The organism is Gordonia sp. HS-NH1, from assembly GCF_001418765.1.
Classification (GTDB): domain Bacteria; phylum Actinomycetota; class Actinomycetes; order Mycobacteriales; family Mycobacteriaceae; genus Gordonia.
Genome location: NZ_LIYC01000061.1, coordinates 1 through 16,203, shown reverse-complemented (window position 1 = coordinate 16,203; position 16,203 = coordinate 1). Strand labels below are relative to the sequence as shown.

At 69.0% G+C, this 16,203-nt stretch carries 6 protein-coding genes; all 6 read left to right on the top strand.

Annotated elements, in window-relative coordinates:
- Nucleotides 1-163: 163 nt before the first annotated feature.
- Complete coding sequence (locus tag AMD30_RS23060; protein WP_197282837.1) at nt 164-3,529, top strand: arabinosyltransferase domain-containing protein; 3,366 nt, start codon at nt 164-166, stop codon at nt 3,527-3,529.
- On the top strand, nt 3,522-6,839 hold the full coding sequence (locus AMD30_RS23055; protein ID WP_055477238.1) for an arabinosyltransferase domain-containing protein: 3,318 nt from the start codon (nt 3,522-3,524) through the stop codon (nt 6,837-6,839). The genes AMD30_RS23060 and AMD30_RS23055 overlap by 8 nt, the downstream gene beginning before the upstream one ends.
- A 165-nt stretch (nt 6,840-7,004) precedes the next feature.
- On the top strand, nt 7,005-7,544 hold the full coding sequence (locus tag AMD30_RS23050; protein WP_010844834.1) for a Dps family protein: 540 nt from the start codon (nt 7,005-7,007) through the stop codon (nt 7,542-7,544).
- Between the two features lie 325 nt (nt 7,545-7,869).
- Entirely contained in the window at nt 7,870-9,078 is a 1,209-nt protein-coding gene (locus AMD30_RS23045) for a DICT sensory domain-containing protein (RefSeq protein ID WP_014924981.1), read from the top strand.
- A gap of 93 nt (nt 9,079-9,171) precedes the next feature.
- The gene (locus tag AMD30_RS23040; RefSeq protein ID WP_197282836.1) at nt 9,172-12,543 is read left to right on the top strand and encodes an arabinosyltransferase domain-containing protein; all 3,372 of its coding nucleotides are present in this window, start codon (nt 9,172-9,174) and stop codon (nt 12,541-12,543) included.
- Nucleotides 12,536-15,985 carry an arabinosyltransferase domain-containing protein gene (locus AMD30_RS23035; protein WP_055477237.1) on the top strand — a complete coding sequence of 1,150 codons (3,450 nt, stop codon included), beginning with the start codon at nt 12,536-12,538 and terminating at the stop codon, nt 15,983-15,985. Before AMD30_RS23040 ends, AMD30_RS23035 begins: the two co-directional genes overlap by 8 nt.
- Nucleotides 15,986-16,203 lie beyond the last annotated feature (218 nt).

Below are 16,203 nucleotides of genomic sequence, written 5' to 3'. Positions count from 1 at the left end.
AGCAGAGGGCCACCGCCTGCGTTCCTCACCTCAAGGAGCAGAGGGCCACCGCCTGCGCTCCTCAGCTCAGGGAGCAGTGGTACCGACGGTCACGCACCTTGTCGAGCAGGGCTGCGGGGTGGGCCCTAGGTGGCCCGGGGCACGTCGCTTACGATGAGGCACCGTGCCTGTGACAGCCCCGACCTCGCCAGAGGATCCCGCAGAAACGTCGTCGTCGGGGCCATCGACCAGGATCTCCGCGGGCACCGCCCGGTGGATCGCGACAGTGGCCGGGATCGCGGGCATCGTGTTGTGCGCCCTCACCCCACTACTGCCGGTCAAGGCCGTCGACGCCGGTTTCGCATGGCCGGCCGGACAGGATGTGGGCGCCGAGAGTTCGTCGGTGATGGCGCCACTCATCGCGCAGACCCCGCAGACCCTCGACGCGCGCATCCCGTGCGCGACGCTGGCGTCCGCAGACGACGGCGTGGTCCTCGCGACGATGCCGACCAACGCGCCGAAGTCGAAGTCGTCGTCGTTGTGGGTCACCGCCACCGACGCCGCGATCACCGTGACCTTCCGGAACAGTCTCGCCGCGACCGCCGCACGCGCCGACCTGGACCGATGCCGGGAATTGCGCATCTTCTCCGCACCCACCGGTCCGGGCGCCCAGTTCGTCGGGCTCGGCGAGTCGACGACCCTGCCGCCCGACCGCCGTCCGCAGGTCGACGGCATCTTCAGCAACCTGAGCCCCGAGCAGGCACGCGCCGCCGCTGCCGACGGCCTGCGCGTGCAGGTGGACATCGACAATCGATACGAGTCGTCCCCGTCGATCCTCAAGATCGTGGTGACGGTGCTCGCTGTGCTGTCGGTTCTCGTCGCCGTCGTCGCACTGGGACTGCTCGACCGCATCGGCGGGTACCACCGGCGGATCGGCGCACGGACCCGGTCCTGGTGGCATTCGCTGAAACCCCGGGCCACCGACCTCATCGTCACCGCGATCCTGCTGGTCTGGAGCGTCCTCGGGGCCGGCTCGCCCGACGACGGTTACATCCTCAACATGGGCCGGACCGCCGACGGCTTCGGCTACCTCGCCAACTACTACCGCTTCTACGGCATCCCCGAGGCGCCCTTCGACTGGTACTACAGCTTCCTCGCGGTGTGGTCGTCGGTCTCGCCGTCGGTGCTGTGGATGCACATCCCGCAACTCGTCGCCGGGCTCGTGTCGTGGTTCGTCCTCAGCCGGGTGCTCCTGCCGCGCCTCGGTCCGGCGGTACGGCGGAGTTCATGGGCGATCTGGGCGGCCGCCATGACGTTCACCGCATTCTGGTTGCCGTTCTGCAGCGGGTTGCGCAGTGAGGGGATCATCGTCCTGGGTTCGCTGCTCACCTGGTGGGCCGCCGAACACGCCATCGCGACCCGACGACTCCTTCCGGCGGCACTCGCCGCGCTCGTCGCGGGTTTCACCCTCGCTCTGGCCCCGCACGGCGTCGTCGGTGTGGCCATCCTGCTGGTGGCGGCCCGCTCGCTGCTGCACATCCTCATCGATCGGCGAAAGCGACTCGACGGCTCGGTCTGGACGACGACGCTGACCCTCGTCGCGCCGATCGCGGCGGCCGGGATGCTCGTCCTGATCGTGGTGTTCCGGGATCAGACCCTGGCGACCGTCCTCGAGGCGATCAAGTTGCGCTACTCGGTCGGGCCGGTCATCTCCTGGCACCAGGAGTTCCTGAGGTACTACTTCATCTCCGTCGTGACCGACGACGGCGCGCTCACCCGTCGGGTGCCGCTGCTGCTCCTGCTCGCCGGCCTGTTCGTGACGGTCGCGGTCATGCTGCGCCGCACGAGAATTCGCGGAGTCGATCCGGGACCGGCATGGCGCCTCATCGGTGCCGTCGGCGTCACCCTGCTGCTGTTCGCGTTCACGCCCACCAAATGGACCATCCAGTTCGGCGTGCTCGCCGGGCTGGCGTCGGCGGTCGCGGCGGTGGCCACCGTGGCCGTGGCCCAGTCGGCAGCCCGGTCCGCACGGAACCTGACGGTGTTCGTCTCCGGGTTGCTGTTTGCGATGGCGGCGGCGATGGCGGGTTACAACTCGTGGCCGTTCCTCTACGAATACGGCATCTCCTGGTTCGACCGGGCGCCGGTCATCGCCGGTTTCCAGGCGTCGACCCTGTTCCTGATCCTCGCCGTGATCGCGGCCGGGGTCGCGGTGTGGCAGCACCTGCGGTTGGACTACGTCACCAATCGCGGTCTCGCCCACGCCGACACCGGCCCCGGCGAGACCCGGGCGGATCGTCGGCGACTCTTCCTCGCCTCCTCACCACTGGCGGTGATCGCCGGCCTGCTCGTGATCGTCGAGTTGCTGCTGTTCGCCAAGGCCGCGGTGACCCGGTATCCGGCGTCGACCGCCCTGGCCGAGAACCTGAACACCCTGCGCGGCAACAGCTGTGGGCTCGCCGACGACGTCCTCGTCGAACTCGATCCCAACGTCGGCATGCTGACCCCGGCGGCGGGCGCGACCGCGACGCAGGCACTTCGCGGCGAGAACCCGGTGGGCTTCTCGCCCAACGGGATCCCCGACGACCTCCAGCCCGAGCCGGGGAGCCAGCGCCCCGGGCAGATGAACGTGTCGGCGAGCATGGCCCGCCCGTTCGCGATCACCGGCGGCCTGGGCGCCGGGACGACCGGCGGACGCGGACCGGAAACCGTGAACGGTTCCACCGCCAAACTGCCCTACGGGCTCGACCCCGCCACCACACCGGTCCTGGGCAGCTACGGATATCCGGGCGAAGCCCGCCTCACGACCGGGTGGTACGACCTGCCCGCCGACCGCGCGGCGTCGCCGCTGCTGGTGTTCAGCACCGCGGGCGCCGTCTCGACCGTCGACACCTTCGGCGTCCGGAACTTCGGGCAGAAGATGGTGGTGCAGTTCGGCCGCCCGGGCGCGGACGGGACCTTCGAACAGGTCGGCCCCGACATCCTGCCCATCGATCCCGGACCCGTGATCCTCAACATGCCCTGGCGCAACATGCGCGTGCCGATGTCGGCGGCCCCACCGCGAGCCACCGTGATGCGATTGTCCCTGCAGGACAACAACCTCGGCGAGAAGCAGTTCATCGGGATCACCCCGCCGCGCGCACCACGGTTGCAGACGCTGCAGGCGGTCGTCGGATCGACGGCACCCACGCTCATCGACTTCGGGGTGGCCTCGCACTTCCCGTGCCAGCGGCCGATGGGCGTCTCCCACGGCGTCGCCCAGGTGCCGCAGTGGCGCATCCTGGGCGACTATCCGCTGACCAACTCCCAGTCCAAGACCTGGCAGGCCGGCGTGGACGGCGGGCTGCTGGGCATCTCCGAGGCCACCACCTCGGCGGCAGCGGTCTCGACGTACCTGCAGGACGACTGGGTGCGCGACTGGGGCGCACTGGAGAAGCTGACACCGCTCGTGTCCGACGCATCCGACGCGCGGATCGACACGGCACAGACGACGCAATGGGGCTGGTCGCGCACCGGCTCGATCAGGGTGGAGCCCCAATCCGATGAGTGAGTCCCGTTTCTCCCGTCTGGCGACGGTCAACCCGAAGATCACGGTCAACCCGAAGATCGTCGCGACCGTCACCGGTCTGCTCGGCTTCCTGCTCGCGGTGCTCACTCCCCTGTTGCCGGTCAATCAGTCGACCGCGGAACTGAAGTGGCCGCAGGGCGGCGAGGTCTCGAACGTCGCGGCGCCGCTGGTGTCCTTCGTGCCGATCGACATGGACATGTCGGTGCCGTGCTCACTTGCCACCCGGCTGCCCGAGCAGGGCGGAGTTCTGCTGTCGACGATCCCCGAGGGCGGCCAGGACGCCGGCGCCCGCGGATTGTTCGTCCGCGCGAGCGCCGATGCGCTGACGCTCACCGATCGCAACGTCGCGCTGCTGAACACCGATCGCGCCGCCGCACAGTCGAATCCGAACTGCCGCATCGTCATGCGCGCCGACGGCGAAGGCGTGAGCGGGCGATTCGAGGGACTGCCGGAACCGGCTGCGGACTCGGGCGCCTCACATGGCTTCACACTGGCCGACCACGAGATGCGTCCCCAGATCGTCGGCATCTACAGTGATCTGCCCGCGGACGCACCGCGCGACGGGTTGTCGCTGCGCGCCACCATCGACACGCGCTACGTCAGCACCCCCACCCCGCTGAAGCTCACCGCGATCGTGCTCGGCATCCTCATGACGATCGTCTCGCTGATCGCCCTCGGGGTTCTGGATCGGCGGGATGGCCGCAGCCACAAGCGTTTCCTGCCGTCGGGATGGTTCACCATCCGGCCACCCGATGTCGCGGTGTTCGCGATTCTCGCCTTCTGGTGGTTCGCGGGCGCCAACACCTCCGACGACGGTTACAACTTCATCGTCGGCCGGATCACCGGAGACGCCGGCTACGCCGACAACTACTTCCGCTACTTCGGTGTGCCGCAGGATCCGTTCGGCTGGCATTTCCAGGTGATCTCGGCCATGACGGATGTGAGTGTCGCGGCACCGTTCATGCGCCTGCCCGCGTTCCTTCTCGGTCTGCTCGGCTGGTGGTTGATCAGCCGAGAGGTGATCCCGCGTCTGGGCCGCGCGGTCCGGCACAGCACCCCCGCCGTCTGGTCGGCGGCGTTCGTCTTCCTCGCGATCTGGCTGCCGTTCAACAACGGCCTGCGGCCCGAGCCGGCCGAGGCCGTCGGCGCACTGCTCACCTGGTGCTGTGTGGAACGCGCGATCGCGACCCGCCGACTGCTCCCCTACGCCGTGGCGGTGGTCACCGCCGCCTTCACGCTCGCCCTCGCCCCCGGCGGGCTCATGGCGGTCGCCGCGCTGCTCGCCGGAATCCGACCGATCGTCAAGACACTGGTGTCACGTCGCTCCCGCGACGGGCTGCTGCCGATGCTCGCGCCCATCCTGGCGGCCGGCACGGCCGTGCTGTTCCAGATCTTCGCCGATCAGCCGCTCGCACCGCTGATCGCGGGCAACAAGGTCGCCTCCGACGTGGGTCCGACGCTGGAGTGGTGGCAGGAACCGATCCGCTACTACTACCTGATCCTGCCGACCGCCGACGGCACGCTCGCACGACGTTTCGGCGTGCTGGCGATGATCCTGTGCCTCTTCGTCGTACTGCTCCGCCTCCTGCGGCGTGAGCATCCGAACGGTGTCGCGCGCGCGCCGATCTGGCGTCTGGTCGCGGTGACCCTCGGCACCATGTTCTTCATCGCCTTCACGCCGACCAAGTGGACCCACCACTTCGGTGTGTACGCGGGCATCGCCGCGGGTCTCGCCGCCGCAGCGGGCGCGATGATGGCGCCGGCGGTGCTGCGGTCACGACGCAATCGCAGCTTCTTCGCGGCCGCGGTGCTCGCGATCACGGGCATCTCCTTCGCCGGCACCAACGGCTGGTGGTTCGTCGGCAGTTACGGGGTCCCGTGGTGGGATCGCCCACCGACGGTGGGCGGCCTCAACATCGCCTGGTTCATCCTTCTCGCCGCGGTCGCCACCGCACTGGCGGGCCTGTGGTTCCACTTCCGCGACGATTTCGTCGACGAGACGACCCGTACGCGGGGCAGCGACAAGTGGTATTCGAAACTCAAGTTCTCACCGCTACCGGTCATCGCCGGGCTGATGGTGCTGTTCATGGTCGCCTCCTTCGCGAAAGGCGCCTACGAGCAACGTGATTCGTGGTCGTGGATGAAGTCCAACGCTCGTGCGCTCACCGGCGACCCGTGCGGCCTGGCGAACGACGTCCTCGTGGAGGCCGACCCCACCGCCGGGCTCCTGCGGCCCGCGGCCGTGGACGGCCGTCCGGCCCCTGACATCGCTGCCGCACTGGCAGGTCCGGACGCCTCCGGCTTCACCCCCAACGGCGTACCCGACCGGTTGTCGGTCGATGCGACCGAGAGCACCGAGTCGTCGAGTACCTCCGGTTCGCAGAACAGCGCCCAAACCGGTGCGGGCTCGGACGAATCCGGCGACAGCTCGTCCGCACAGGGCGGTACCGAAGGCGGCCAGGGCGTCCGGGGCGTCAACGGGTCGACCGTGCGTCTGCCATTCGGACTGAACCCTGCCGAGACGCCGGTACTCGGCAGCTACGGCTCGCCGTCGGGCACCGGATCGTTGACCTCGGACTGGTACCAGTTGCCCGAACGCTCCGACGACGCCCCGCTGCTGACGATGGCGGTCGCCGGCTCGGTCGAAGCGGTCGACGGGATCGGGGTGATCCACGCCGGGCAGAAGGTCACGATGCAGTTCGGCCGCGTGGAGGCCGACGGCCGGGTGAGCACCCTGGGCCGGATGTTCCCGATCGACATCGGCGAGACCCCGACGTGGCGCAACCTGCGGTTCCCGCTCGCCGACTCGCCACCCCGGGCGACCGTCGTCCGGGTCGAGGTCGCCGACACCGCGGCCGCACCGTCGGAATGGGTGGCGGTGACACCGCCGCGGGTCAGCACGCTGGCGACGCTCAACGACGTCGTGGGTCAGACCGACCCGGTCTTCATCGACTGGCTGCCCGGCATGGTCTTCCCATGTCAGCAGCCGATGAAGGTGCGCGACGGCGTCCTCGAGGTACCTCAGTGGCGGATCATGCCCGACGCCGAGGCCACCCGGAAGAACAGCCAGACCTGGATGTCGGGAACCGCGGGCGGCCCGCTCGGGATCACCGAGGCGATGCTGCGACCGACCCTGCTCCCGACGTACCTGCGCAGCAACTGGGGTCGCGACTGGGGCGGTCTGCAGAAATTCGCCGAGATCATCCCGGCACCGGCCGCGGAACTCGACCTCGGCACCGCTCGCCGCTCCGGGCTGTACGACCCCGCGCCGATGCGTTCCAGCGGCTACTGACCGTTCGTCGAGGACCGCGTCGACCTGGGGTTTCTGCTTCCCCCGGGTCGACGCGGCAAACACCGTGGACACGCTTCGTTATCTCACTGTGATGTGCCGTCTCGGTTCCGTCACTCATGGCCGTGAGCCCTCGTCACACGTCCGATCCCGGCCTAATTTCGAGTCATGCCTTCATTCACCGCACCTGGACTCAGCAACGAAGCCGCCAACGAGGTCGTGGGCATCCTGCAGGAGCGCCTCAGCGCGTTGAACGACCTGCACCTCACCCTCAAGCACATCCACTGGAACGTGGTCGGCGCGAACTTCATCGGCGTGCACGAGATGATCGACCCGCAGGTCGAACTCGTCCGCGGATACGCCGACACCATCGCCGAGCGGATCGCCACCCTCGGCGCGTCGCCCAAGGGCACCGCCAAGGCCATCGAAGCCGACCGCTCGTGGAGCGACTATTCCATCGGCCGTGACACCGCGCAGGCCCACCTCGGCGCCCTCGACCTCGTCTATGACGGGTTCATCACCTCGCATCGCGACGGCATCGCCAAGATCGGCGACATCGACCCGATCACCGAGGACATCCTCATCGGACAGACGGCCGAACTCGAGAAGTTCCAGTGGTTCGTCCGCGCACACCTGGAGAGCTACACCGGCGAGCTCACCCACGCCGGCGCCAGTGGCGAGAAAGAAGCGGCCGACGCCGCCCGCTGACCTCGCCCACAAGACCGAGTAGCGGGTCACCACACCCCCGGACCCGCCCCCGGAGCCGCGGTCGCGACCTCCCGCCCCGTTGGTCGCGACCGCGGTAACAGCCTTTTCTGTACCGACAAGCACGAACAGGCACTGACACAGCACGAGGACTCACAGCCGAATACGTTGCGCCGCTTGGAACCACGGGTACCAAGGGCCGCTTCATCATGTTCGTGGACCGACGGTTTGTTACGCTGGCCACAGGCTTTTGCCGCGAACAGGATGTGAAGCAATCCGCGTCCACCAGATCGATCGGGGCGCTTCTCGCTCTGACGGGGAGGCACGTGTGTCCGAAACGCGATCATTCACCCTGTTCGATGATCTGGAGCTCCACATGCAGTTCGCGCCGGTCTGCCGGCTGTCCGACGGCGCCCTCGCCGCCGTCGAACTGCAGCTCCGGGGTCCGGCCGGGACCCGCCTCGCCACCGCCGCCGCCCTCAAACGCGCCGCCCGCCTGGTCGAAGAACATCCCGTCCTCGACGAGCGCAAGCGCAAGATGGCCGCCTCCCAGCGCGCGCAGTCGCTGGCCAAGATCCTCCCGCTGCTGGTATCCCTCGATCTCGACCTCATCGACAATCTCGACGACGACACCGCGCGCAGCCTCGAACGTCACGTCATGGTCATCCTGCCCGACGCCGTCGAGCGCAGTCCGCAACGCACACTCGCCCGCGTCGCCCGCGCCCGGGCGGCCGGCAAGATCATCTGCGTCGACGGCCTCGTCCGCAGCGAGCACGCGGCCACGCTGCTCTCCCTCGTCGAACCCGACATCATCGTCACCGGCGCCGAGTTGCTCACGTCGCGGACCAGCTCCGACGCCGCCCACCTCGCGCACGCGCTCGCCGCGCACACCGAACGCAGCCATGCCGTCGTCATCGCCGAGGGCGTCGACGACGAGGCCAGCCGGATCACGGCGCAGACCATGGGCGCCGTTTTCGGAATCGGCGACCTCTATCCGGCCGTGACCGATCCTGCCGTGCTCGCCAGCCGTACCGTCGTGCCGCTGCCCGAGATGCCGGTCTGGACCACGCCCGGCCCGGAGAAGTCGACTCCGTATCGCATCGCGTCGACCTCCATCTCGCCGCGCATGGGCAACAAGCGCCTGCTCATCGAGATGAGCAAGGCACTGGAGGAACAGGCGGCCATCGGCGGTGCCGCGATCGTCCTCGGCACGTTCCAGTTCGCCGAGCACTTCACCTCGCGGACCGCGAAGCGGTGGCGGGAGATGTCGGAGAAGACCGGCCTGGCCGGGGTCTACGGTGTCGGACTTCCCGACATCCGGGACGGGAACGTGCACCGCGCGCCCCTCGACGCCGACGACGACCTCATCAACGAGTGGAACGTCGCCGTCCTCGGACCGCACTTCGCCGCCCTGCTGTCGGCGCGCGACCAGCACGACGCCGGTCCCGATCTCGAGCGCACCTTCGAATTCGTGCAGACCTACGACCGCATGACCGTCACCCAGGCAGTGCACTCGATCCTCATGCGGTTCTCCTGATCCGGATCGCGCGCAGCGACTCGTAGCGTCAATGCGCACATAGCGCGCATTGACGCTACGAGATCCGGTCAGGGGATTTGGGTTTGTCACAGCATGGCTGACTACGATGCGCCTGTGCCGAAGTCGCCTGAAGTGTCCGCTGGCAGCGCCGACACCACCGCCGAAACCGCTGCGCAGCGCACGTCCGGCGAACCCCGATCCCGCACCGTCGCCCTCGTGGCCGCGGTCGCCGGTGTCGTCGCCGTCGTCGCCGGGGTCCTGACGCCCTTCCTCCCGGTCAGCACGTCCACGGCGTCGATCACGTGGCCGCAGCAGACGGGCGAGTCGGCGTCGGTCACCGCTCCGCTGGTCGCGCAGACCGCTCGCGACCTCGCGATCTCGATCCCCTGCCGCGTGCTGGCGACGACCCCCGATGACGCGTCCACCGTCGTGTTGTCGACGATGCCCGCGGCCGCGACCACAGCACGCGACGACGGATTGTTCGTCGTCGCCGGCGCCGACGGCGTCACCGTGTCCAACCGCAACAAGACACTTGCGTCGGCACCGCGAGACGCCCTCGCCGGCTGCGCCGAGCTCCGCATCTTCGCCGACGCCACGACGACCGGCGCGCAGTTCGTCGGCCTCCCCCCGGGGCCGGCCACCGCGGGCGGCGGCGATGTCGGCCTCGCCGGGCCGTCGGCGAATCCGCAGATCGCCGGCGTTTTCACCGACCTCACCGCCGAACAGGTCCGGTCCGCCCCGGGATTCGACGTCCGCATCGAGATCGACGACCGGTTCGACTCGTCGCCGTCGATCCTGAAGTGGGTGGTGATGGTCGTCGGCGCCGGAGCGGCGGTCGTCGCACTCGTGGCCGTGGGACGTCTCGACCGCATCCACGGTTACCACCGCCGCGTCGGTCGCCGTCTCCGGTGGCGCGCCGTGCTCCGGCCCGGGCCCACCGACATCGGTGTGACGCTGACGCTCGTGATCTGGCACTTCCTCGGCGCGGGATCACCCGATGACGGCTACATCCTCAACATCGGTCGCAACGCCGCCGACGCCGGATACCTCGCGAACTACTACCGCTTCTACGGCATTCCCGAAGCGCCGTTCGACTGGTACTACAGCTTCCTCGCCTATTGGTCGACCATCTCGACGACCGGCCTGTGGATGCGGTTGCCGTCGCTGTTGGCGGGATTGGCCGCCTGGTTCATCCTGAGCCGGGTCCTGCTGCCCCGCCTGGGCGGCGCCGTCCGCCGGTCCCGGTGGGCGATGCTCACCGGGGCCGCGGTGTTCCTCGCGTTCTGGCTGCCGATGTGTTCGGGCCTGCGCACCGAGGGCATCATCGTGCTCGGCACCCTCGCGACCTGGTGGGCGGTAGAGGTCACGGTCTCCACCCGGCGGATGCTGCCGGCAGTCATCGCGGCGTTCACCGCCGCGATGACCCTCGCCCTGGCCCCGCACGGTCTCGTCGCGCTCGCACTTCTCATCGCGAGTGCCCGGCCCATGCTCCGCATCCTGGTCCGACGCCGCGCCGAAGACGGTCTCCTGCCCCTGCTGGCCCCACTACTGGCCGGGGTCGCAGTGGTCGTCATCATCGTCTTCCGGGACCAGACCCTCGCGACCGTCTTCGAAGCACTGCGGATTCGCTACTCGGTCGGTCCGACGCTGGCCTGGTACCAGGAACTGCTCCGCTACTACTTCCTCGCGGTGAACACGACCGACGGCGCACTGGCCCGGCGCGTCCCGGTCCTGCTGTTCGCCGTCTCCATGTTCGTGGTTCTGGCGATCATGCTGCGGCGCAAGCGGATCGACGGGATCGATCCGGGCGCGGTGTGGCGGGCGCTGGGTGCCTCCCTGCTCACGATCCTGTTCTTGTCGTTCACCCCGACCAAATGGACCATCCAGTTCGGCGTCCTCGCCGGACTCGGTGCGGCGCTCGCCGCTGTCGCCTGCGTGGCGATCGGTCAGGCGGCACGCCGCACTCTGCGCAACCTGTCCGTCCTGGTCGCCGGGCTCCTGGTGGCCTGCGCGGCGGCCGCGGCGGGAAAGAACGCGTGGCCGTGGCCCGCCGACTTCGGGATCGCCTGGTTCGACAAGGCACCGGTCGTCGCGGGCATCCAGGTCTCGACCGTGCTGCTCGCCCTGGCGGTGCTGGCGCTGTTGTTCGCGATCTGGCAGCACCTCCGGATGGACTTCGTCGACGAGACCGGGCTCGCCCATGATCGCGGGGCGGCACCGGCCGGTTGGCGCATCGGTGTCGCATCCGCGCCGATCGCGGTGATCGCCGTCCTCATCGTCGTGAGTGAACTCGCGGTGTTCGCCAAGGCCGCGGCCACCCGCGCGGACACCTTCACCATGCTGTCCGCGAACCTGGACTCGGCACGCGGAAACACTTGTGCGATGGCTGATTCCGTCCTCGTCGAACCCGATCCGAATCAGGGCATGCTGGCACCCGCGGGCGGTGGCACGGCGTCGTCGACCCTGCAGGGGCAGTCCGAGGGCTTCCGTCCCGACGGGGTGAAGCCGGATCTGACGCCGCAGGCCGGGGCCCAGAAGCCCGGCGCGATGAACACCTCGGCGGACCTGTCGAAGACCTTCATCGTCTACGGCAGCAATCCGGGCACCACCGGCGGAGTGGGTCCTCGTGGGGTCAACGGCAGTACCGCCGCACTCCCCTTCGGCCTCGACCCGGCGACCACCCCGGTGCTGGGAAGTCACGAAACCACCAGCGGCCAGGCCACTCTGACCACCGGCTGGTACCGGTTGCCCGCGCGCGACTCCTCACCGCTGATCGTCATCACCGCCGCCGGCGCGGTCTTCACACTCGACCGGGACGGCGTCCCGAACTTCGGGCAGTCGCTGGAGGTGCAGTTCGGCAGGCAGAATGTCGCCGATGGGAGGTTCGAGGAGGTCGGTGCTCCCGCGATCCCGATCGACCCCGAGCGGACCAACCGTCCGTGGCGGAACCTGCGTATCCCGATGGACCGCGTACCCGCCGAAGCGTCCGTGATGCGGATCGTCGCCCGGGACAACAACCTCGATCCAGATCAGTGGCTCGCCGTCACACCTCCTCGTGCGCCCGTCCTGCGGACCCTGCAGGACGTCGTCGGCTCCACCGATCCCGTGCTCATCGACTTCGCCGCCGGCGCGGTGTTCCCGTGCCAGCGACCGATGACCGCCCGCCACGGCGTCTTCGACCTCCCGCAGTGGCGGATCCTGCCCGAGTCGTGGATTGCCAACTCACAGTCCAAGACCTGGATGGCCGCCGAGGACGGCGGGTTGCTCGCACCGGTCGAGGCACTGACGCGACCGGCGACCCTCGCCACCTACCTCGACAAAGACTGGTATCGCGAGTGGGGCAACCTGCAGCGCCTGACTCCGCTGGCACCGCAGGCACGACCCGCGGACGTGCAGACGGGAACGGCGACCACGTGGGGATGGTCCCGACCGGGGCCGATCAGGGTGGTGCCCGAAGATGACTGACCGCAGCGACCCGCACGCCGGCCCGGCGAACCCCGACACCGGAGAAGAACGAGCAGACGTGGCGACCACCGAGACTTCCCCCGCCGAGAATCCCTCCGCGACCGCATCCTCCGGCGATGACCACCGGAACGGCTTCGCGGAACGCCACGCCGGCACCGCGCGCGTCGTCGCGATGGCCGCGGGAGTCGTCGGCATCCTCCTCGCGCTGCTCAGCCCGTTCCTTCCGGTCGACTACACCAAGGCCGAACTGACCTGGCCGCAGCAGGGTTCGGTGGGCAACGTGGCGGCCCCGAACGTGTCCTTCGTCCCGGTCTCCATGGACGTCGCGGTACCGTGCGCACTCGGCGCATCGTTGCCCGCGTCGGGTGGTGTGCTGCTGTCGACGGTGCCCGAAGGCGGCGCCGAGGCGGGCAAGGTCGGCCTCTTCGTCCGGGCCACCGCCGACTCGCTCCAGGTGGTGCAGCGAAATGTCGTTCTGCTCAACACCTCTCGGGCAGCCGCGCAGAGCACACCCGACTGTCGCATCGTCGTCGCAGCCGACACGAACGGTACCCGGGGCTCGATCGAAGGCCTGCCGGATGCTGCTTCGGAGACGGGTGCGGTCCGCTCCTTCGACCTGCGGGATCCCAACGCCCGCCCGCAGATCATCGGCGTGTACTCGGGCCTGCCGGCCGATGTCAGCACCGAGGGCCTCTCGTTCCGGTCCACCATCGACACCCGATTCGTCTCCACGCCCACGACGCTGAAGTTCTGGCTGCTGGTGATCGGGATCGCGTCGACGATCCTCTCCCTCGCCGCACTGGCCGTCCTCGACGCCCGGGATGCGCGCGGACATCACAAGCTCTTCCCGGCAGGCTGGTGGCGGGTGCGCCCGGTCGACGGTGTCGTCGCCCTCGTACTGCTGATCTGGTTGTTCGTCGGCGGCAACACGGCTGACGACGGTTACCAGGTGACCGTCGGCCGGATCGCGAGCGAGGCCGGTTATCTCGACAACTACTATCGCTACTTCGGTGTCCCGCAGGACCCGTTCGGCTGGCATTACCACTACCTGTCGGCGTGGATGGAGGTCAGCACCGCGACACCTTGGCTGCGCCTGCTGCCGTTCCTGTTCGCGATGGCGTCGTGGTGGCTGATCAGCCGCGCCGCGATTCCCCGTCTCGGACGTGCGGTCCGTGAGTCGACCCCGGCGATCTGGGCTGCGGCACTGGTCTTCCTGGCGGTGTGGATGCCGTACAACAACGGTCTGCGCGTGGAGCCGCTGATCGCGCTGGGCACTCTCTTCACCTGGGTGTGTGTCGAGCGCGCGATCGCGACCGGGCGCTTCTTCCCGCTCACGATCGGGATCATCGCGGCGGCGTTCACCCTCACCATCCATCCGACCGGCGTGATCGCATCGGTGGCGCTGATCGCCGGGATTCGGCCGTTGCTCAAGCGTTTCTCGCTGCGCCGCAAGCGGGATGGATTCTGGCCGCTGGCCGTGCCGATCCTCGCCGCCGGTCTCGCGGTGATGTTCGAGATCTTCGCCGACCAGCCGCTCGCGGCGATCCTGGAAGCGGTCTCGGTCAACGGGCAGGTCGGCCCCACCAACAAATGGTGGGAGGAGCCGATGCGCTACTACATGCTGATGAACCCCACCGCCGACGGCGGCATCGCCCGTCGCTTCGGGATTCTGATCGTGTTCACCAGCTTCATCCTGGTCGTGGTGATGCTGCTCAACCGGCGCCGGCTGCCCGGAATCGCAACCGGCCCCACGTGGCGTCTGGTCGCCATGGTCGCCGGTTCGGCGGTACTCATGGCGTTCCTGCCGACGAAATGGACCCACCAGCTGGGCGTCTATGCCGCGATCGGCGGCGCGCTCGCCGCGGTGGCGACCGCGTGCGCGGATCGCACCATCATGCGCCGTCGGCGCAATCGCACACTGTTCGCCGCGGCCTGCGCGTATGTCCTCGCGCTCGCGTTCTCCGGACGCAACCAGTGGTGGTACGTCGGCAGCTACGGAATTCCTTGGCGCGACGCGGTTCCCGATGTCCGTGGGATCCCGCTGTGGACCGGCATCCTGGCGGTCGCGGTGGCCCTCACCGTCCTCGGCCTGTGGCAGCACTTCCGCGACGACTACGTCGACGAGGTGGCCAGGGCCGGACGGCCGCGGTCGGTGTTCACGCGGTTGCGCAGCCCGTCGATCATCGTCGTGTCGACCATCATGCTGCTGTTCACGCTCGTCTCGTTCGCCAAGGCGGACTGGACGCAACGCAATTCGTGGTCGTGGCTGAGTTCCAATGTCAGTGCTCTGCAGGGACGACCCTGCGCTCTGGCCGACGCCGTGCTGGTCGAGGACGATCCGAACGCCGGCCTGCTGGCGCCCGCCCGGGTGGCCGGGCAGAACAATCCCTCCCCGGGTGCGGCTCTCGCCGGCACCGGGATGGAGGGTGTCGACCCCGACGGGGTGGCGTCGGACCTGTCCGAGGAGACCGAGGAGGAAGCCGAGGGTTCCTCCTCGGGGACCTCGACCGCCGAGGTCGATCGCACGCAGACCGATCCGACCGACGATGGCAGCAGCGCCGAGGCCGAGACGACGACCGGTTCCAGCGACACCAGCGGCGGGCGGACCGCGCAGGCAGGGGTCAACGGGTCGACGGTGAAGTTGCCGTTCGGTCTGTCGCCGAGTGAGACACCGGTCCTCGGTACGTACAACTCCCCCAATGGCACCGGACGACTCACGTCCGACTGGTATCAGCTGCCGCAGAACAGGTCCGATGAGCGCCCGCTCGTCACCATGTCGGTGGCCGGGCAGGTCGAGTACATCGACGATCTCGCGGTCACCCGGCCCGGACAGCGCGTGCGGTTGCAGTTCGGGCGGGTGGCGCCCGACGGCACGGTGGCGCCCGCCGGACAGATGGTGCCACTCGACATCGGTGGTGCACCCGAATGGCGCAACCTGCGCTTCCCGATGGACCAGGCACCCCGCGGAGCGACCGTGGTCCGTGTCCTCGCCGAGGACACCTCGACCCTGCGCGACCAGTGGCTGGCCGTCACACCCCCGCGCGTGTCGTCGATGGTGACGCTCGATTCGCTGGTGGGCAGCGAGGATCCGGTGCTCATCGACTGGGAGACCGCGCTGGCGTTTCCCTGCCAACGGCCCGCCCAGGTCAAGTACGGGGTCCTGGAGACACCGCAGTGGCGTATCTCGCCGGACCGGGAAGGCGAACGGGTCAACTCGCAGCGTTGGATGGCCGGCGACTCCGGCGGTCCGCTGGGCATCGTCGAGAACGAACTGCGCCCCCGCGTCTACCCGTCGTACCTGCGCAACGACTGGGCGAAGGACTGGGGCATGCTCCAGAGCCTGACCCCGATCCTCCCGCAGACCGACGCCGAGCTCACCATCACCACCGACACCCACAACGGGCTCTGGACACCGGGACCCATGCGGGCGGTGAAGAACTGAGCTGCTGTGCGTCCCGCTCCCTGAGGAGCGAGCCTGCGAGCGTCACCCCGGCCTCCCTGAGGAGCGAGCCTGCGAGCGTCACCCCCGCTCCCTGAGGAGCGAGCCTGCGAGCGTCACCCCCGCTCCCTGAGGAGCGAGCCTGCGAGCGTCACGAAGGGTTTCGCAACCTGTCTCGCCGACCCTTCGAGGCTCGTCGTTTGCGCTCCTCGCACCTCAGG

Excerpts from the sequence above, each read along its gene's own strand:
- AMD30_RS23055 (WP_055477238.1), top strand. The coding sequence starts at position 3,522 with ATGAGTGAGTCCCGTTTCTCCCGTCTGGCGACGGTCAACCCGAAGATC.
- AMD30_RS23050 (WP_010844834.1), top strand. The coding sequence starts at position 7,005 with ATGCCTTCATTCACCGCACCTGGACTCAGCAACGAAGCCGCCAACGAG.
- AMD30_RS23040 (WP_197282836.1), top strand. The coding sequence starts at position 9,172 with ATGGCTGACTACGATGCGCCTGTGCCGAAGTCGCCTGAAGTGTCCGCT.
- AMD30_RS23035 (WP_055477237.1), top strand. The coding sequence starts at position 12,536 with ATGACTGACCGCAGCGACCCGCACGCCGGCCCGGCGAACCCCGACACC.